The sequence below is a fragment of the Aeromonas sp. DSM 116730 genome (genome assembly GCF_046581335.1).
GTDB classification, from domain to species: Bacteria; Pseudomonadota; Gammaproteobacteria; order Enterobacterales; family Aeromonadaceae; genus Aeromonas; species Aeromonas rivipollensis.
On sequence record NZ_CP144265.1, the window covers coordinates 1,148,495 to 1,165,941 of the forward strand.

At 65.0% G+C, this 17,447-nt stretch carries 14 protein-coding genes; 5 read left to right on the top strand and 9 right to left on the bottom strand.

Going from position 1 to position 17,447, the window contains the following annotated elements; all coding sequences use genetic code 11:
• The first annotated feature begins 313 nt into the window (after positions 1-313).
• Both Aeroheme_RS05465 and yjeH read left to right on the top strand, forming a co-directional pair.
• On the top strand, positions 314-1,606 hold the full coding sequence (locus Aeroheme_RS05465) for an HAAAP family serine/threonine permease (protein WP_162520220.1): 1,293 nt from the start codon (positions 314-316) through the stop codon (positions 1,604-1,606).
• A 136-nt stretch (positions 1,607-1,742) separates the two neighbouring features.
• Positions 1,743-3,023, top strand: a complete 1,281-nt coding sequence (gene yjeH / locus Aeroheme_RS05470) for an L-methionine/branched-chain amino acid transporter (RefSeq protein ID WP_411166831.1) — start codon at positions 1,743-1,745, stop codon at positions 3,021-3,023.
• A 59-nt stretch (positions 3,024-3,082) separates the two neighbouring features.
• Here the strand turns inward: yjeH and Aeroheme_RS05475 are convergent, their stop codons facing one another.
• The 4 genes from Aeroheme_RS05475 to Aeroheme_RS05490 all read right to left on the bottom strand — a co-directional run bounded on the left by Aeroheme_RS05475 (position 3,083) and on the right by Aeroheme_RS05490 (position 8,386).
• A complete protein-coding gene (locus Aeroheme_RS05475; protein WP_411166832.1) occupies positions 3,083-3,619 on the bottom strand; it encodes a GNAT family N-acetyltransferase in 537 nt (178 codons plus the stop codon).
• A gap of 83 nt (positions 3,620-3,702) precedes the next feature.
• A complete protein-coding gene (locus tag Aeroheme_RS05480; protein ID WP_411166833.1) occupies positions 3,703-5,436 on the bottom strand; it encodes an ABC-F family ATP-binding cassette domain-containing protein in 1,734 nt (577 codons plus the stop codon).
• A gap of 366 nt (positions 5,437-5,802) precedes the next feature.
• Positions 5,803-6,240: a PliI family lysozyme inhibitor of I-type lysozyme gene (locus Aeroheme_RS05485; protein ID WP_289983765.1), complete on the bottom strand. Its 438-nt coding sequence runs from the start codon at positions 6,238-6,240 to the stop codon at positions 5,803-5,805.
• Positions 6,241-6,355: 115 nt separating this feature from the next.
• Complete coding sequence (locus tag Aeroheme_RS05490; protein WP_411166834.1) at positions 6,356-8,386, bottom strand: M13 family metallopeptidase; 2,031 nt, start codon at positions 8,384-8,386, stop codon at positions 6,356-6,358.
• A gap of 127 nt (positions 8,387-8,513) precedes the next feature.
• On the opposite strand from Aeroheme_RS05490, the gene tilS reads away from it, so the two are divergent.
• Positions 8,514-9,851 carry a tRNA lysidine(34) synthetase TilS gene (gene tilS, locus Aeroheme_RS05495; RefSeq protein ID WP_411166835.1) on the top strand — a complete coding sequence of 446 codons (1,338 nt, stop codon included), beginning with the start codon at positions 8,514-8,516 and terminating at the stop codon, positions 9,849-9,851.
• Between the two features lie 30 nt (positions 9,852-9,881).
• On the opposite strand, the gene Aeroheme_RS05500 is transcribed toward tilS, so the two are convergent.
• Positions 9,882-10,724 (bottom strand): GGDEF domain-containing protein, encoded by an 843-nt coding sequence (locus Aeroheme_RS05500; RefSeq protein WP_411167221.1) that lies wholly within the window; start codon positions 10,722-10,724, stop codon positions 9,882-9,884.
• 313 nt (positions 10,725-11,037) lie between these two features.
• Here Aeroheme_RS05500 and Aeroheme_RS05505 point away from each other — a divergent pair, with 313 nt between their 5' ends.
• Positions 11,038-12,990 (top strand): monovalent cation:proton antiporter family protein, encoded by a 1,953-nt coding sequence (locus tag Aeroheme_RS05505; protein WP_290071677.1) that lies wholly within the window; start codon positions 11,038-11,040, stop codon positions 12,988-12,990.
• A 66-nt stretch (positions 12,991-13,056) separates the two neighbouring features.
• On the opposite strand, the gene Aeroheme_RS05510 is transcribed toward Aeroheme_RS05505, so the two are convergent.
• From Aeroheme_RS05510 to Aeroheme_RS05525, 4 genes are all read right to left on the bottom strand, one after another.
• Complete coding sequence (locus tag Aeroheme_RS05510) at positions 13,057-14,202, bottom strand: patatin-like phospholipase family protein (RefSeq protein ID WP_111909940.1); 1,146 nt, start codon at positions 14,200-14,202, stop codon at positions 13,057-13,059.
• 122 nt (positions 14,203-14,324) lie between these two features.
• A complete protein-coding gene (locus Aeroheme_RS05515; RefSeq protein WP_234570259.1) occupies positions 14,325-15,182 on the bottom strand; it encodes an alpha/beta hydrolase in 858 nt (285 codons plus the stop codon).
• A gap of 71 nt (positions 15,183-15,253) precedes the next feature.
• A complete protein-coding gene (locus Aeroheme_RS05520; protein ID WP_106886092.1) occupies positions 15,254-15,835 on the bottom strand; it encodes a TetR/AcrR family transcriptional regulator in 582 nt (193 codons plus the stop codon).
• 138 nt (positions 15,836-15,973) lie between these two features.
• On the bottom strand, positions 15,974-16,618 hold the full coding sequence (locus tag Aeroheme_RS05525; RefSeq protein WP_411166836.1) for a response regulator: 645 nt from the start codon (positions 16,616-16,618) through the stop codon (positions 15,974-15,976).
• A gap of 159 nt (positions 16,619-16,777) precedes the next feature.
• On the opposite strand from Aeroheme_RS05525, the gene Aeroheme_RS05530 reads away from it, so the two are divergent.
• Positions 16,778-17,404, top strand: coding sequence for a glutathione S-transferase (locus Aeroheme_RS05530; protein ID WP_411166837.1), 627 nt, complete (start codon positions 16,778-16,780; stop codon positions 17,402-17,404).
• Positions 17,405-17,447: the final 43 nt, after the last annotated feature.

The window sequence follows — 17,447 nt, forward strand, 5'->3', positions numbered from 1 at the left end:
TTGAAAGGCGACTGAAGTCAAACTTTGGTTGATTAATTCAAAAAAACGCTGTGATTAATAGGGCCTTTTAACTAGAGTCAGCTCATCGGATGAGGTGACCGTTGCCAGTTTGTTAAATGGCGCGAGCAGCACCCTCAGCATCACGATCTCATGCCTTCGTTTGTTGCAATTTGGTTGTCACATGGAGTGATGGCCGGATAGCCGGGGCCTGAGAATAAAAAAAGGACGAACAGCAGGTGTTCCAGGGAGAGGAACCGGGCCCATGCCCACTGACTAGTAAGAATCCACCTTCCTTGATGACAGGAACATCCCTATGTCTGACATGAATATTGCAGTTGAAGGCAGCTTGAGCAAAGCCTCCTCCCGTGGCATCAACAAGGCCGACCTGGTCTGGATGCTGGGCCTGTACGGTACCGCCATCGGTGCCGGTGTCCTCTTCCTGCCGATCAATGCCGGCGTCGGTGGCCTCTGGCCGCTGGTGGCCATGCTGGTACTGGCCCTGCCGCTGACCTTCTTCGCACACCGCGGCCTGACCCGCTTCGTGCTGTCCGGCTCCACCCGTGATGGCGACATCACCGAAGTGGTGGAAGAGCACTTCGGCAAGACCGCAGGCAAGTTCATCACCCTGCTCTACTTCTTTGCCATCTACCCCATCCTGCTGATGTACTCGGTCGCCATCACCAACACCGTCGAGAGCCTGATGGTTCACCAGCTGGGCATGACTGCACCTCCCCGTGCCATTCTGTCGCTGGTGCTGATCCTGGGTCTGATGGCGATCGTTCGCCTCGGCGGCCAGGTGATCGTCAAGGCGATGAGCGTGCTGGTATTCCCCTTCGTGATCACCCTGATGGGCCTGGCGCTCTACCTGATCCCGCACTGGAACGGTGCCATTGTGACCGAAGCGCCTGCGCTGTCCGAGGCCTTCAACGGTGACTTCATCAAGACCCTGTGGCTGGCTATCCCGGTCATGGTGTTCTCCTTCAACCACTCCCCGATCATCTCCTCCTTCGCGGTGGACAACAAAGGTCGTTACGGTGAAGGTGCCGAGAAGAAGTGCAGCAACATACTGCTGGGCGCCCACGTCATGATGGTGATGACTGTGATGTTCTTCGTATTCAGCTGCGTACTGAGCCTCTCCCCGGCTGATCTGGCGGCTGCCAAGGAACAGAACATCTCCATCCTGTCCTACCTGGCCAACCACTTCGACAACCCGGTGATCGCCACCGTGGCACCGCTGATCGCCCTGGTTGCCATCAGCAAGTCCTTCCTGGGTCACTACCTGGGTGCGCAAGAAGGCATGAACGGCCTGATGGCCAAGGCGCTGCGCGAGAAGGGCAAGAAGGTCGAGATCAAGCAGCTGAACAAGGTGACCGCTGTCTTCATGATCCTGACCACCTGGGCCATCGCCACCATCAACCCGAGCATCCTCGGCATGATCGAAGACCTGGGCGGCCCCATTATCGCCATGCTGCTGTTCCTGATGCCGATGTACGCCATCGCCAAGATCCCGGCCATGCGCAAATACGCTGGCAACCTCAGCAACGGCTTCGTGACCCTGATTGGCCTGATCGCCATGTCCGGCATCATCTACAAGCTGATTGCCTGATAATTCCGGTTACGCCGTTGAATGAAGAAGCCGCCTCCCAAGAGGCGGCTTCTTTATTTGCGGCGCAGAGTGCTTAACAAAGCCGTGGCGGCGGCCTAACATGGCGGGATGTTTTTTCTAGACAGGACAAAAGGATATGTCTGGGTTGAAAAAGGATCTCGGGCTCTGGCAGGGGATGGGGCTGCTCGCCACCTCATTGCTCGGCACCGGGATCTTCGTGGTGCCGGCCACCGCAGCGTCGCTGGCGGGGGGCGCGTCGCTGTGGGCCTGGGTGCTGCTCATCGTACTGGTACTGCCCATCGCCTTCACCTTCGCCCGCCTCGGTCGCCGCTACCCCCATGCGGGCGGGGCGCCGCACCTCATCGGGCTCGCCTTTGGCAACGGCGCCGAGCGCTTCTCCGCCTTCCTGTTTCTGGCGGTGCTGCCGGTGGGGCTGCCCGCCGCCCTCACCATAGCCGCCGGTTTCTGGCACGCCCTGTTCGACATGGGAGAGTGGACCCTGTGGGCCATCCAGCTGCTGACCCTGCTTGGGGTCTTCCTGCTCGGCCTGCGGGGGGCGCGTTCCTCCGGCAACCTGCAACTGCTGATTGCCCTGGCCATATTGGGGCTGACCCTGCTCATCTGGTTCAAGGGGGATCTCAGCTGGCGTGACGGGGCCCAGCCGCTGCCGACGGCCGCCGAATGGCCCGCCATGGGCACGGCGCTGGCGGTGATGTTCTGGTGCTTCGTGGGGCTGGAAGCTTTCGCCCACATGGGGGAGGAGTTCAAGCGACCGGAGCGGGACTATCCCCTGGCCCTGCTCGGCGGCGTCTTGCTGGCGGGGCTCATCTACTGGGTGCACTCCCTGGTGGTGCTCAAATACGGTCTCTATGGGGACGAGGCGACCAATGCCACCGCCATCCCGGCCCTGCTCTCCCTGCTGTTCGGCCCCACCGCCAAGTGGCTGGTGGCGGTGCTCGGCTACCTCTCCTGCTTTGCCAGCATCAACATCTACCTGCAAGGGTTTGCACGCCTTATCTGGAGCATGGCGCGGGAGGGCAAGCTGCCGGCCTCCCTCTCCCGCCTCTCGGCCCATGGTGCCCCCCTCAATGCCCTGTGCTGGGTGCTCGCCATCTGCCTGGTCTCCATCACACTGATCCTCTGGCTCAAGCTGCCGCTCGATGAGCTCATCCGCTACGCCAACGGCAACTTCGTGCTGGTCTATCTGCTCTGCATGGCGGCGGGCTGGCGCCTGCTCGGCGGCATGGGCAAGGGGCTGGCGGGGGTGAGCGTCTTGCTCTGCGCGGCGGTGCTGGTGGCGCTCGCCTCCCAGGTGCTCTATGCGGTGGTGCTGAGCGCGGGCTACGGCTGCTTCTCCCTGTGGCGACGCAGGCGCCGTCGATCGGCATCAGGCGAGCGAGTCTGCGCCATCAAGTAGCCACCCAAAAGAAGCCCCGCAGTGCGGGGCTTTTGACTGGCTATCAGATGTGGTGGTGCTTAAAGGTCTGGCAGGTCGCTGCGCAGCAGGGCGTAGTGGCGAAGGGAGATGAAGCCATCTCCCTTCCACTCGCACTCCCGCGCCGTGCCTTCGTAGCGAAAGCCGGCTCGCTCCAGCAGGCTGGCGGAGGGGTGGTTGGGTTCCTCTACCACCGCCAGCAAGCGGTGCAGCTCAGTGGTGTGGTAAGTCAGCGGGAGCCACAACCGCAGCGCCGCGATCATCACCCCCTTGCCCCAGTGTTCGGGATAGAGCCAGTAGCCGATCTCGGCCCCTTTGTGCTGCGGGTCGGCATCGTGGTAGCCGATGGCTCCCAGCGGCTCTTTGGTGCGCGGATTGCGAATGAGGTGCCAGGCACCGCGGCCCGTGCGGGTCAGCTCGGCGTACCACTCCATCTGGGCCTGACATTCTGCCAAGCTGTCGTAGCTGATGCCGTAGTAGGCGATGACTCGCGGATCCGACAGGCCACGATAGATGTGGGGCAGGTCGGCATAGATGACGGGATCCAGCCTGATCTCTGGCGATGTAGTTGACGTCATGGGGGCTCCTTGCGGCCAGCCGTGGCTGGCCGCTTGTGTTGAGTCAAAAAGAGGTGGAGGGCCAAGGCGGTTCATTGCTGTGCTCATGATTCGACAAGCCCGAGCAAGCCGGCAAGCCTTGCCAGCTCATGGCGCCACTCCTGCTGCAGCCGCGGGGTCTGGTGCCTGGGCTTGCGGGCGAGATCGGCGGCCAGCAGGGCATCGAGCTCATACCAGCGGGCCAGCAGCGCCTCTTCGTCATCCACCGTGCTGGCAGGAGCCTGGCGGGCGTCATGCCCGGATGGCCCCTCAGCCACCACTCTCTGCTGGTGGTCGATCAGCTCGGCATAGGCCCGCTCGGCACTGTGGGCCTCCTGGATGCGTCCATCTCTGATCAGCCAGAAGCGGTTGCAGCTGCGCTCGATCAGATCCCGGTCGTGGGAGACCAGCAAGACGCCCCCGGGGAAGGCGTTCAAGGCCTCGGCCAGCTCCTCCTTGCCCGCCAGATCCAGGTGGTTGGTGGGTTCATCGAGCCAGAGCAGATGGTGGCTCGCCAGGGAGAGGGCGAGAAACAGCAGCCTGGCCCGCTCCCCCCCGCTCAAGGCGTGCACCCGCTGGCCATGGCGGGAGTAGGGGAAGCCCGCGCGGATCAGGGCCTGGCGCAGTGTCACCTCCGGCAAGGGCGCCAGGGGATAGAGGGCGTCGCTCAGGGTGGCGTCGCCGTCCAGCTGCTGCAGGGACTGATCGTAGTAGGCGATGCTGGCGCCGGGGTGGCGATACCAGCCCTCACCCGGCCCTTGATCGCGCACCTCGCCCCAGCACTGGCGCAGCAGGGAGGACTTGCCGGTGCCGTTGGCGCCGAGCAGGGCGACCCTGTCGCCGGCCCGCAACCAGAGATCCTCGGCTCGCAGCAGGGGCGGCAAGCCGGGGGCGGGGCGCACCTCCAGGGCTTCCAGCCGCAGCAGGGCATCGGCGGGCAGTGCCTGCCCGTGCAGCTCGAGGCGCCAGGGGGCTGGCGCCGCGACCTGGCTCTGCTCCTCCTGCAGGCGGGTGATGCGTTTTTCCATGGACTTGGCCTGGCGCACCAGCTTCTCGTTGTCATGCTCCCGCCCCCAGGTGGCGAGGCGCTTGCTGCTGGCGCTCAGGCGGTCAATCTCCTTCTGCTCGTCGGCCCGGCGCAGGCGGGCCTGCTCGTCCTCCTCGGCCAGCGCCACCCTGGCCTGACTGCAGGGAAGGGCGAAGCGATGGAGTCGTCCATCCCGCAGGATCAGGGTCTCGCTGGTCACCCGATCGAGCAGGCGGGCATCGTGGGAGACCAGCACCAGGGCGCCCCGCCAGCCCAGGAGGAACTGCTCCAGCCAGAGCAGGGCGGGCAGATCCAGGTGGTTGCTGGGTTCATCGAGCAGCAACAGGTTGGGCTGGCGCAGCAGGGCGCGGCCTAGCTGCAACCGGGTGTGCTGGCCGCCGCTCAGGGCGCTGACGGGGAGCTCGGCCTGCTCTTCGAGCTGCAGCTCGGTCAGCATCTTGTCCACCTGCCAGTCGGCGCCGGGATCACCCGCCAGGGCATCTTGCAGCACGGCGCGGGTGCTTAGCCCTTGCAGCCTTGGGGGCAGGTGCTGGGCCACGAATTCGCAGCGGCAGGGGGCGGCCTGCTGCACCCGTCCGTCATGGGGTTGCAGCTCACCGGCCAGCAGGGCGAGCAGTGTGCTCTTGCCGCAGCCATTGGCGCCAATCAGGCCCAGGCGATCGCCGCTCTGGATGCCGAGATTGATGTGGTCAAACAAGGGAAGGTGTCCCGCAGTCATCTGCAGGGAGTGGGTACTCATCAGTGTCGTCATGCTCTTGCTCTCTTAAATGGCGGGATCGGAAATCCCTGTCATCAGGAGCGCTGGCGACAACGGTCGAGAAAGGTCTCGGTGTGGAAGGAGTCGGCTTTGCTCGAACCCGCTATCGCAGCGCGATGGTATGCAGGCAAGAGCAGGCGAATGTGCCGAACAGGCGAGCCGAGAACATCGGACACGCTTGGATAACCATTTTTTACCTCCTTGTGTTCAGTGATGGCTGGGTGAGGCGAGTATAAGCGCATAAAAAACAGTCGTCTATCGGAGGGACAGCCTGAGGGCAGCTGGGGGCGCGGGGCCAAGAGGGGCGGCAACAGCAAAACGCCCCGCGAGGCGGGGCGTTGTGATGGCGGTGGCGGCGGATCAGTCGCGGGGGGTCTTGAGCGCCTGGATCACATCGTCATTGGGGGCCAGCCCCTCCACGTGGTTGAAGCTCTCCAGCCCCTCCTGCGCATTGATGGTGAAGGCGTCGGCGCTCTGGTAGCTGCCGCTGCCGGCGCTTTCGACCAGGACGATGAGCTCGGGCTGCTTGTCACCGTTGAGATCCAGCAGTTTGAGCGCCTTGATGCTGCCATCGCGGGGCATCACCTTGCCGTCGATGAACTGATCCAGGGGAAACTCGGGGTTGGCGCCTGAGTAGAGGCGCACGTCGTAGCTGCCGGTGGAGGCGGGCTCGCCGCGCCCCTCGCTGACTGTGAGCACCTGGCCCGTGGGCAGCGTCAGCTGCTGGAAGAATCCCTCCGCCGCCTGGGTGGTCAGGGGCAGGCTGAGCAGGCCGAGAGTAATGAGTAAGGCTTTCATGGATGTGACCCTTGTTGCTGCTTGTGTTGCGGTGTCAGTGGGCAGGGGCCAGGCCCCCGCCTTGTCTGTGGCCGACCGGGGGCTGGCGCTTGGCCAGCCCCTGTCGACCTCGTGTTTACCATATCTTGACCCGTTTGGCCGGGTCCAGATAGAGCTTGTCACCCGGCTGTATGTTGAACGCCTCGTAGAAGGCGGGGATGTTCGGCACCACGCCGTTGACCCTGTACTCGGGGGGGGAGTGGGGATCCGAAGCGAGCAGCATCTGCATCAGCTCGGGACGATACATGCCCTTCCATACCTGGGCCCAGCCGAGGAAGAAGCGCTGCTCGCCGGTGAAGCCGTCCAGCACAGGGGCTTCCTTGCCATCCAGCGACAGCAGGTAGGCCTTGTGGGCTATGGTGAGGCCGCCGAGATCGCCTATGTTCTCCCCCAGGGTGAACTGGCCGTTGACGTACTGCCCCTTGATGGGCTCGAAGCGGTTGTACTGGGCCACCAGCCGGCTGGTACGGAAGCGGAACTCCTTGAGATCCTGGGGCGTCCACCAGTCGCGCATCACGCCGTCACCGTCGGATCTGGCCCCCTGATCGTCGAAACCATGGCCCATCTCGTGGCCTATTACCCCGCCGATGGCGCCGTAGTTCACAGCGTCGTCCGCGCTCATGTCGAAGAAGGGGGGTTGCAGTATGGCGGCCGGGAAGACGATCTCGTTGTTGCTCGCGTTGTAGTAGGCGTTTACCGTCTGGGGCGACATGTGCCACTCGTCCCTGTCCACCGGCTTGCCGAGGCGGGCCAGGCTGTCGGCATATTCGAAGGCGCGGGCGCGCTGCAGGTTGCCCACCAGGTCATCGGCGCGGATCTCGATGGCGCTGTAGTCCTTCCACTTGTCCGGATAGCCTATCTTGGGCCTGAACTTGGCGAGTTTGGCCAGGGCCTGGGTCTTGGTGGCCGGCGACATCCAGTCCAGCTCCTGGATGCTCTGGCCGTAGGCTGTGCGCAGGTTCTCCACCAACTGCTCCATGCGGGCCTTGGCCTCTGGCGGGAAGTAGCGCTCCACATAGAGCTTGCCCACCGCCTCCCCCAGGTTGTTGTCCAGTACCCCCAGGGCTCGCTCCCAGAGGGCGCGCTGCTTGGGTGTGCCGCTCAAGGTGGTGCCGAAGAAGGCGAAGTTCTGGGCGTCGGTCTGGCTGTCGAGGTAGGGGGCGAAATCGGTGATGAGCTGCCACTTGAGGTAGGCCTGCCAGTCGCCCATGGGGGTCTGCTTCATCACCTCGTCCAGGGCCGTCAGGTAGCTCGGCTGGCCTATGATGAGGCTCTGCTGGCCGCTCAAGCCGGCCTGATCCAGATAGCTGTTCCAGTCGATGCTGGGGGCGAGGCGCGTGAGCTCGCCGATGGGGGCCTTGTTGTAGTTCTTCTGCCGATCCCGCAGGGTGACGTTGTCCCACTGGATCTGGGCGAGCCGGGTCTCGAGGGCCAGGATGCGCTTGGCCTTGGCCCCCGCATCCGCCTCGCCAAAGCGGCTCAGCATGCCGGCGATATGTTGCTCGTATTTCTGCCGCAGCGACTGGCTGGCGGCATCCTGCTTGAGGTAGTAGTCCCTGTCCGGCAGGCCGAGCCCGGATTGATAGAGGTAGACCGCATAGCTGTCCGGCGCCTTGGCGTCCGCATCTATCCAGAAGCCGAAGGGGGCGCTGCCCCCCAGCTTGCCGGCACGGGCGAAGGCCTGGGCCAGACCCTGCTTGTCATGGATCTGATCGATGTCGCCGAGCAGGGGCAGCAGGGGCGTGGTGCCCCTGGCGTTGCGGGTCTGCTGATCCAGATAGCTTTGGTAGAGGTCGTGGATCTGCTGGGCCGGGGTGCCGGTGGCGGCCTTGCCGTCCAGCCCCTCCACCAGCACCCGCACGTCTGCCAGAGACTTGTCCCGCAGCAGGTAGAAGGCGCCGTCGGCGGGCCTGTCATCCGGGATCTTGGCGGTGGCCAGCCAGTGGCCGTTCACGTAGCGGAAGAAGTCGTCACCGGGCTTGACCCTGGTGTCCATGTTGGCCAGCGCGAGGCCGGAGTGCTTGTCTGCCTGGTCCGGCCCCTGACTGCAACCGGCCAGCAAGGCCAGCCCGATGAGGGCGGCCAGTATGCTTTTCTTATTGTTCATTGTCTTATTCCAATTCGGGTTACTCAGCGTCCCGGCCCAGGTCGGGAGGAGACTCACTCTAGCAGTCGGGTTAGCGCTTGATAAGCCCGACTCTGCTAAGATCGGCCTGGTCGTATAGGGGAAGCCTATGATTTCTCGTGTTTATTCTCGTTTTTGTCAGACTCTGCCCGCGCCGGAAGGTTCCCGGGGCCTGCTGGTAGCCTTCAGCGGCGGGCTCGACTCCACAGTGCTGCTGGTGCTGGCGGCGCGTTTTGCCCAGGAGCAGGGCCTTGCCCTGCGTGCCCTGCACGTCCACCACGGCCTGAGCCCTCATGCCGACGACTGGGTGGCCCATTGTGAAGGGGTGTGCCAGCAACTGGCGGTGCCCCTCATCATCCAGCGGGTGCAACTGCAACGGGGCAACGGCGATAGCCTGGAGGCCCAGGCGCGGGAGGCCCGCTACCAGCGTCTCGCCGCCTGCCTGGGGGAGGGGGAGTGGCTGCTCACCGCCCATCATCAGGACGATCAGCTGGAGACCCTGCTGCTGGCGCTCAAGCGAGGCGCCGGATTGCGGGGGCTGGCGGGCATGGTACCGAACCAGCCCTTTGCCGGCGGCCGCTTGCTGCGCCCGCTGCTCGAGGTGAGCCGGGCCGAGCTGGCGGCGCTGGCCAAGACCCTGCCCTATGGCTGGGTGGAGGATGAGAGCAACCAGGACGTGAGCTACGATCGCAACTTCCTGCGCCAGCAGCTCATTCCCCAGCTCAAGGCGCGCTGGCCCGCCATGGCCCAGACGGCGGCGCGCAGCATGGCCCTGTGCGCCGAGCAGGAGGCCCTGATCAGCGAGCTGGCGGAGGCGGACTGGCAACGGGCCGGGGAGGGGGAGGCGCTGCGCATCGAGGCGCTGCAGCCGCTCTCCCCGGTGCGGCGCAACAACCTGCTGCGCCACTGGATCCGCCGTCAGGGGGGAGATATGCCGTCCAGGGAGCTGCTGGGGCTGCTCTGGCAGGAGGTGGCGCTGGCGCGGGAGGATGCCAACCCCAGGCTGAGCCTGCAGGGGCTGGAGTGCCGCCGCTTTCAGGGAGGACTCCACCTGGTGACGCCCGGCCTTGCCCCCCGTGAGGAGGTGTTGCCCATCCGGGTGGGGGAGACGCTCTGCCTGCCGGACGGACTGGGGGCCTTCAGGCTGCTGTCATCGGATGGGGGGGAAGGGCTGCGCCCGCCACGGGAGGACGAGCCCCTGTCGGTGCGTTTTCAGGTGGCGTCCGGCGTCATGCTCAAGCCGGTGGGACGGGTTGGCAGCCGGCGCCTGAAAAAGCTGCTGCAAGAGTACGGGGTGCCCTCCTGGCAACGGGGGCGTATTCCCATCCTCTATTACGGGGAGCAGGTGGCACTGGTGGCCGGACTCTTCGTCTGCGACGGATTTCTGGCGCCCGAGGGGGGCATCAAGGGAGACTGGCGGCGAGCCGTCACCCCGGCTCTTGACTGAAGGCCGCCGCCGAGGGACTGCCAGGCCGCCCTATTCGGACGGCCCTGTCACGCTGGCCTTCTTGCGGGCGTAGAGGTGGGCATCCGCCGTGGCATAGAGGCGCTGCACGTCCATGCCCGAGTGCCAGCTGGCGGCCCCCAGGCTGCAGCCCACCGAGAAGGCGCTAAGCTCCTTGTGGCTGTGCAGCACATGTTGCAGCCGCAGCCAGACCGGGCGCCAGGCCTCGGGATCGGCGGGTTGCAGCAGCAGGGCGAACTCGTCGCCGCCGAGGCGAAATGCCTGATCCGTGCCGCGAATGCAGCCCTGCAGCAGCTGGGCGAAGCGGCTCAGCACCAGATCCCCCACCGGATGGCCCCAGGTATCATTGACCTGTTTGAAGCGGTCGAGATCCAGCAGCACCAGCACCAGACCGTGGGGCTCCCGGCAGTGTTGCTCCACCGCCCGGCCAATGGCCTCGTCGAAGTAGGAGCGGTTGCCAAGCCCGGTCAGGTGATCGAGCCGCACCTGCTGCTCCAGCCGGCTCAGCCGCAGATAGAGCGGCAGGGGCAGGCAGAACAGCTGGTGATATTGCCCCAGCTGCCGCCGCTGGCCGTCGCTCAGGGGCTGCTCCAGCTCGTATTGCAGCTGTCCGAGCAACTGCTCGTGCTGGCCGCGCAGCTCGAAGCGATAGCTATGCAGCACCTGCCTGGCCTGGGGGGCGTGGGCGATGAGGCTATGGGGCTGACCGCAGTCGAGGTGGAGCGTGTGGATCCGGACAATCTTTGCCACCCGCTCGGCAAAGATTGCCAGCAAGGCGTCAAGATCCCGTTGCCTCAGCAGCTCCTGAAGCTGCTGATAAGTATCCTGCCCGGTCAGCGGCGTGAGCCGCTCCATCTGCTGTACCCACTGCTCTATGCCATGTCCGAAGCCGTTCAAAGACGATGTGTTTTCCACGTTGCAGCCTTACACCTCTCCACTCATTGGGCTGGTTCTTGCAATCCCCGTGCCCAAAATATGTTCGATGGAAAACAAAGGGGCTGGCTAGGCTTAGCAACATGAAATGGGAGGGCAAACAACCCCGTGCGCCGCTGGCCGCACGCCCGCGGCAAGGGCGGTATCCTGCCCCGCAGCGACGAGGGTCGGAGAGTGCCAGGAGCCTGAGGCGCAGCGTCTTAGGGCCATGGGGACAGATAAGAGGGAGGGATGTGTGTACGCCGATGTGTTGATCCTGCTGCTCTCCGCCGTTCTGCTGGTGGCCATCTTCCGACGCCTGGGCCAGCCGGTGATCCTCGCCTATCTGTTCGTCGGCATGCTGCTCGGCCCCCATGGGGCGGCCATCGTCACCGGGCAGGCCATGATGCAGACCATAGGGGAGCTTGGCATCGTCTTCCTGATGTTCTCCCTCGGTCTCGAATTTTCGCTGCCGCGCCTGCTCGCCATGCGCAAGCTGGTGCTGGGGGTCGGCGGCCTGCAGGTGCTGCTCACCTCATTGCTGTTCTTCTGGCTCGGCTGGTGGTGGGGGCTGAGTCTCCCCCAGGCGCTGGTGGTATCCGGCACCCTGGCCCTCTCCTCCACCGCCGTGGTGATCAAGCAGCTCGGGGAGTTGCAGCAACTCCATACCCGGCGTGCCCAGCTCGGGGTGAGCGTCTTGCTGTTTCAGGATCTGGCGGTGGTGCCGCTGCTGGTGATGATCCCCATACTGGCCAGTCCCGAGGTGCAGGGCAGCGCCCTGCTGGCGGAGGTGGCCTGGGCCTCCCTCAAGGGGCTGTTCGCCCTGATCGTCCTGCTCGCGGTGGGAAAGTGGCTGCTGCCCATGGTGTTTCACGAGGTGGCGCGGGCGCGATCCGACGAGCTGTTCGTGCTCAGCACCCTGCTGGTGGCCCTGCTGGCGGCGTCGCTGACCCAGTGGATGGGGCTCTCCATGGCACTCGGGGCCTTCCTGGCCGGCATGATGCTGGGGGAGTCCCACTACCGCCATCAGCTGGAGGTGGACATCAAGCCGTTTCGGGACGTGCTGCTGGGGCTCTTCTTCATCACCATAGGCATGACCATGGAGTGGGCGCTGGTGGCGAACGCCTGGTGGCAGGTGCTGCTCTGCGTGCTCGGGCTCATCCTGTGCAAGTCGCTGCTGGTGTTGCTGGCGGGCCGGCTGATGGGGGAGCGCAAGCGTGATGCCATGGCCGCCGGCATCATGCTGAGCCAGGTCGGCGAGTTCGGCTTCGTGCTGCTGGCGCTGGCGAGCCACCATGGCCTGCTCGGCCACGAGATGGTCTCCCTGCTCATCGGCGTCGGCGTCATCACCATTTCTCTCACCCCCTGGCTGGTGCAGCGGGCCCTGGGGCTGGCCCACTCCCTTACCGATGCGACCCTGCTGTCCCGCGCCGGGGTCGCCCAGTCGGGGCTCAGCAAGCACCAGCATGTCATCATCGCCGGCTTCGGGCGCACCGGGCAGACCTGCGCCCGCTTTCTCAAGCTTGAGGAGATCCCCTTTCTCGCGCTGGATCTCGATCCCGAGCGGGTGAGCGAGGCCAAGCTGGCGGGGGAGCAGGTGGCGTTCGGCGATGCCAGCCGGCGCGACATCCTGCTGGCGGCCGGTCTGATGCGGGCCCGCCTGGTGATCATCACCTTCGACGATCGCAAGCGGGTCGATGCCATGCTGATGCAGATCCGGGCACTGGCGGGGGATCTCAAGGTGCTGGTGCGAACCCGGGACGACAGCTTCCTCGAGCACTACAAGCAGGCCGGGGCATTCGAGGTGATCCCCGAATCCCAGGAGGGGGCCCTGATGCTGGTTTCCCACCTGCTGGTCAACTGCGACATCCCCATAGGTCGGGTGATCCGGCGTATGGAGCACGAGCGCAGCAGTCAGTACCGCTTCCTCCACGGCTTCTACTGGGGGGATCAGAGTGCGGGCAACCTGGAGACGGATCAGTTGCTGGAGCGGCTGCACCCCGTGCTGCTGCACGATCAGGCCTGGGCTGTGGGGCGCCGGGTGCGGGAACTGCCCCTTGGGGAGGTGCGCATCAAGGCGGTGCATCGCGGGGAGCGCAGCCTGGAGCCTAAGGCCGACCTGAGGCTGGTGGCGGGGGATCGGCTGGTACTCTTTGGGACGGCCGTGGCGATGGAGCAGGCGGAGCAGCGCCTGCTGGAGGGGCACTAGGCTGTGCTCTCAACACGCTCAGGGGCCTTGGCCGGGTGGCGGCTCCCCTGGTGGAAGCAAGCCTGTTCAGGCCTCCTCGCGGATCCGCTCTTCGATGTCGAGGAAGGACTCGATGCGCTGGCGCTGATCCAGCGCGTCCTGATACCCCAGCCTTATCAGCTGCTGACAGTAACCCGGGTGAAACATCAGGAAGCTGGCCAGGCTGCTGCTCTCCTGGCCGTTCACCCCCAGCACCCGGAGCAGGCGGCGCAACTGGGTCGGCAGCTTGGGCAGGTAGTCGAGGGCGATAAGATCCAGATCCTGGCTCGGCCTGATGACGCAGGTCTCCACCTGACGCAGCTTCAGGCGGTTACGTTCCCGCGCCGGGATCAGCGACAGGGTCTGGTTGATGCGCCCCAGCCGCTCCAGATCCGAATTGAGGGTGTCGGAGAAGACGGTGTTGAGCAGGTGGCTGGCGATGTTGGAGCTGGTCAGGTGATCCTGACGGGGGGCCGCGCTCCCCTGATGGGGGGAGTCGAGGGTCACCAGCAGGATCCGCTCCGCCCCCAGGTGAATGGCGGGGCTCAAGGGGCTCAGCTGGTGGATGGAGCCGTCACCGTAGAAGCGTTCGCCGATGCGGGTGGCCGGAAAGACGAAGGGCAGGGCCGCCGAGGCCATCAGGTGATCCGAGGTAAGCAGGGTGCGCAGGCCGCGCCGCCTGGCCCGCTCCCAGGGCAGATGCTCGGCCCGCCCCTGGAAGAAGGTGGTGGAGAGGCCGTCGTCATAGTCGGAGGCGGTGATGGCGATGGCCTCCAGACTGCCGTAGAGGATGTTGTCATCGATGCGGTGATAGTCGATGAGCTGATCCAGCAGGCGGCGCAGGGGGGCGTTGTCGAACAGGTGGAAGGCGCGGTTGCTCTGGGGGCTGATGAGACCGGCCGAGCCCTGATACAGGGTGCGCCACAGCAGCTGGCAGGGGCGGAAGTCGAAGATGTGATGGGTCTCGAAACGGCGCCAGACCCACTCCAGCTTGCGCACCCCCAGGTGAAAACAGGAGGCGTAGCACGCCAGTGCCGTGATGTTGAGGGCCCCCGCCGAGGTGCCGCACAAAATGGGGAAGGGGATGCCGAGGTTGCGGGGATAGAGCTCGGCCACTGCCTTGAGTACGCCGACCTGATAGGCGGCGCGAGCACCACCACCGGTGAGCAGAAGAGCTGTATTGGGTCTGGCCATGATGGTGCGCCTTATTGTGATTGCAAGGGCGGGTTGCCACCGCGCAATTTAACTATAAGACGTTGTATCCCGGATAAAAATGGGCCGCCTCATCATTTTTTGAGGCGACCGGTGCGGCGGGATCAGGCCGTGCCCCGGGACTGGGTCAGCTGATCGAAGGCGGCGAAAACGGGGGGGCTTGCCAGGATGCGGCCATGGCCGAGCCCCCGGGTACTCACCAGCCGGGTACGGCCGTCCTCTGCCGCCCGCAACGAGTCTTTATGGGGGGCAAACCTGTCCTCCTCGTCGTGGACGATGAGGGCATGGCCGGCGCGATTGGCGAGCCGGCCGAGGGGATCCACAGTGCTCAAGGGATGCTGGTATTCGTGCTCGATCTCCTTGACCACTGCATCGAACAGCCGGATGGAGTAGCCGGAGCGGGCCACCATGCCATAGAGCTGGGGCACGTAGTCGAGCACGGGGGAGATGAGCAGCAGCGGCAGCGCGTCTAGGGCGGGGTGGCGGCTGCTGAGGGTGACGGCGCCCCCCATGCTGTGGGTGATGACCCCCTGAACCGGGCCGACGCGGGCGAGGATCTCGTCGAAGGCACGCACGAAGCGGGGCAGGTGACCCGTGCTGCCCTCGCTCTGGCCGTGGGCGGGGTGATCATAGGCCAGCGCCGTGAAGCCCTGGGCGGCGATATGGCTCATCAGCGGATAGAACTGGCTGGCACTGCCGGACCAGCCGTGCATCAGTAGCCAGACCGGTCCCTGGCCGAGGCGATAGCTCATCAGGGTGCCCTCACCGGTGTGGATGGCCTGCTGCACCAGCCCGGCGGGGGCGGCGACCTCACGGGTGGGGCGCTGCGGGGTGAGCAGCAACTTGCTGGCGGTGCGTTTGGCGTGGGCCGGGGCCAGCGCGTGGTGCAACCGGGTGCCAAGCCCCAGCAGCAACTTGCTCGGGCTGACGCGGCGGGTGTTGAAATAGATCTTGCTGCTCATGGTCATCCTGTGGTTTTTATGTGCGAACGGTCGTGCTTTTTTATCTGTTTTTAAAAAGAAGAGCCAAAACCTCAGCGCCAGCTGGTCAGCAGATCTTCCACTTCGGGCCAGAAGTGGCGGCCCGGATCCTGACACAAGTCCAGCGCGTTGAACACCTGATCTCCCAGATAGAGGCCATAGAGCCGGTAGACGGCGCGCCAGGGATCCAGGTCCCCGCGCCACTCTCCCTTCTCCTGGCCCTGCACCACCTGGCGAGCCAGGTAGTCGAGCCAGAAGCGCACCAGCTGGCGGGCCGCCTGCTGCACCTCCCCTTCCTGGGCCGAGGTCCAGGCGTCGAGGAACATGCAGCGTCCGGCAAAGCTCTGGTTCCAGGCCAGCCAGGCCCGCAGCAGGGCCAGCAGTTTCTCCTGCTGGGTGCCGTGCTGCTGCTGGCGCACCGGCTGGATCACCCGCTCCCGGAATACCTCGGCGGAATGGGTAAGCACGGCGATCTGCAGGTTGTCGCGAGACTGGAAATGGGCGAACAGGCCGCTCTTGGACATCTCGCACGCACTGGCCAGCGAGCCTATGGTCAGGCTCTCCAGCCCCTGCTGGCTCGCCTGCTCGAACGCTGTCTGCAAAATGTTGTCGCGGGTCAGGCGGCCCTTGCTCATCGCACTCTCCTCTCTGGGTCCTGCAGCATAAAGTACGATCGTGCTAATTGTCGAGCAACAAACCGTCGCTGTGGTGGAGACAAGGGGTTGACTCAGTTGCCCTCGGCGCCGAACGTGCGATGGGTTTGTGGCTACGGCTCAGTTGTCCTTGATGTCCATCTGCTGCAGGGCGATGACCGCCTGGGTGCGATTCTTGACGCCGAGTTTGCGGAAGATGGCGGTGATATGTGCCTTGATGGTGGCCTCGGAGACGTTGAGCTCCCAGGCGATCTGCTTGTTGAGACTGCCGTCCCGCAACATGATCAGCACCTTGTATTGCTGGGGGGTGAGGCTGGCCAGCTTGCTGGCAAAGCCGGGGCCATCCTCGGACTCGGGGTGAAGGGAGATCCCTTCCGGCACCCAGTTATCCCCCCCGATCACCGTATTGAGGGCGCTGACCAGCTCCTTCATGGGAACCGACTTGGGAATGAAGCCCAGGGCCCCGAGGCGCAGTACCTGCTGGATGATGGCGGCATCTTCCGAGGCGGAGACAACTACGATGGGCAGGTCCGGGTACTGGCCGCGCAGATAGGCCAGCCCCTCGAAGCCGTTGGCCCCCGGCATCTTGAGATCGAGCAGCAGCAGATCGACTTCGGGGTGCTCCGCGAGCAGGTGGGTCAGGCTGTCGATGGAGTCGGCCTCCAGCAGCCTGGCCTCGTCGATGGCCATGTGCACCGCTTGATAGAGGGCGCCCCGAAACAGGGGGTGGTCATCTGCGATGACGATGGTAAATTGGCTGTCCATTGCTCACATTTTTGCTAACTGATTGTTTTGAAAAATCAAACTAGCACTGCTCCCCAAGGGGGTCAAACTCGCAGGTGTGCAAATGTGAGGCGACCATGAGATGTCGTGCCCGCGGGGCCGATGCCGGGTCACGAACAACCCCAACGCAGGAGGCAATAAATGGGATCCTTGGTATTGACGGTAGGCACAGGTTCCACCTGGGCGATGCGGGCGTCGCTGGTGCTCGCCATGAGCGGGCTGGAGTGGCAGGAGCAGGTGTTCGATCTGGAGGATGCCAAGGCGTTGGCGCGGCTCAAGCGCACGGCGCCGGCCGGGCTGGTGCCCTGGCTGGATGACGGCGAGCTGCGGATCCACGACTCCCTCGCCATCGCCGAGTATCTTCACGAGCTGTGCCCGGCGCGCCACCTCTATCCGGTGGATAGGGCCGAGCGGGCATTGGCCCGCAGCCTCTGCGCCGAGCTGCACTCGGGCTTTGGCCAGATCCGCAGTCGCTTGCCCTTCTTCCTCGGTGCGCCGACCCAGAGCGAGCCCCCGGTAGAGACCCTGGGGGAGCTGGCCCGGTTGCAGACGCTCTGGTCCCAGGCTCGGGGGCCTTTCTACTTTGAGGAGGCGGGGATCCTTGATGCCTTCTATGCCGTGATGGCCTATCGGCTGGCGAGCTACGGCATAGACTTGCCCGGTCAGGCGGGGGCCTATCAGCAAGCCTTGCTGGCCTGGCCCCTGTGGCAGGAGACCCTGGTCAAGGCGCGGCTGCAGTGGCCGGCCATGGCCCGGCAGCCGGCATGAGGTGAAGGGGCCTGCGCAATGAGAGAGGGGAGCCACTGGCTCC

What these genes read in the sequence shown, in the direction of transcription:
- Aeroheme_RS05490 (WP_411166834.1), bottom strand. Translation starts at nt 8,386, where the DNA reads ATGAACAATAAGAAAAGCATACTGGCCGCCCTCATCGGGCTGGCCTTG.
- Aeroheme_RS05475 (WP_411166832.1), bottom strand. Translation starts at nt 3,619, where the DNA reads ATGACGTCAACTACATCGCCAGAGATCAGGCTGGATCCCGTCATCTAT.
- Aeroheme_RS05510 (WP_111909940.1), bottom strand. Translation starts at nt 14,202, where the DNA reads ATGGCCAGACCCAATACAGCTCTTCTGCTCACCGGTGGTGGTGCTCGC.
- Aeroheme_RS05515 (WP_234570259.1), bottom strand. Translation starts at nt 15,182, where the DNA reads ATGAGCAGCAAGATCTATTTCAACACCCGCCGCGTCAGCCCGAGCAAG.
- Aeroheme_RS05525 (WP_411166836.1), bottom strand. Translation starts at nt 16,618, where the DNA reads ATGGACAGCCAATTTACCATCGTCATCGCAGATGACCACCCCCTGTTT.
- yjeH (WP_411166831.1), top strand. Translation starts at nt 1,743, where the DNA reads ATGTCTGGGTTGAAAAAGGATCTCGGGCTCTGGCAGGGGATGGGGCTG.
- Aeroheme_RS05500 (WP_411167221.1), bottom strand. Translation starts at nt 10,724, where the DNA reads ATGGAGCGGCTCACGCCGCTGACCGGGCAGGATACTTATCAGCAGCTT.
- Aeroheme_RS05520 (WP_106886092.1), bottom strand. Translation starts at nt 15,835, where the DNA reads ATGAGCAAGGGCCGCCTGACCCGCGACAACATTTTGCAGACAGCGTTC.
- Aeroheme_RS05485 (WP_289983765.1), bottom strand. Translation starts at nt 6,240, where the DNA reads ATGAAAGCCTTACTCATTACTCTCGGCCTGCTCAGCCTGCCCCTGACC.
- tilS (WP_411166835.1), top strand. Translation starts at nt 8,514, where the DNA reads ATGATTTCTCGTGTTTATTCTCGTTTTTGTCAGACTCTGCCCGCGCCG.
- Aeroheme_RS05465 (WP_162520220.1), top strand. Translation starts at nt 314, where the DNA reads ATGTCTGACATGAATATTGCAGTTGAAGGCAGCTTGAGCAAAGCCTCC.
- Aeroheme_RS05480 (WP_411166833.1), bottom strand. Translation starts at nt 5,436, where the DNA reads ATGACGACACTGATGAGTACCCACTCCCTGCAGATGACTGCGGGACAC.
- Aeroheme_RS05530 (WP_411166837.1), top strand. Translation starts at nt 16,778, where the DNA reads ATGGGATCCTTGGTATTGACGGTAGGCACAGGTTCCACCTGGGCGATG.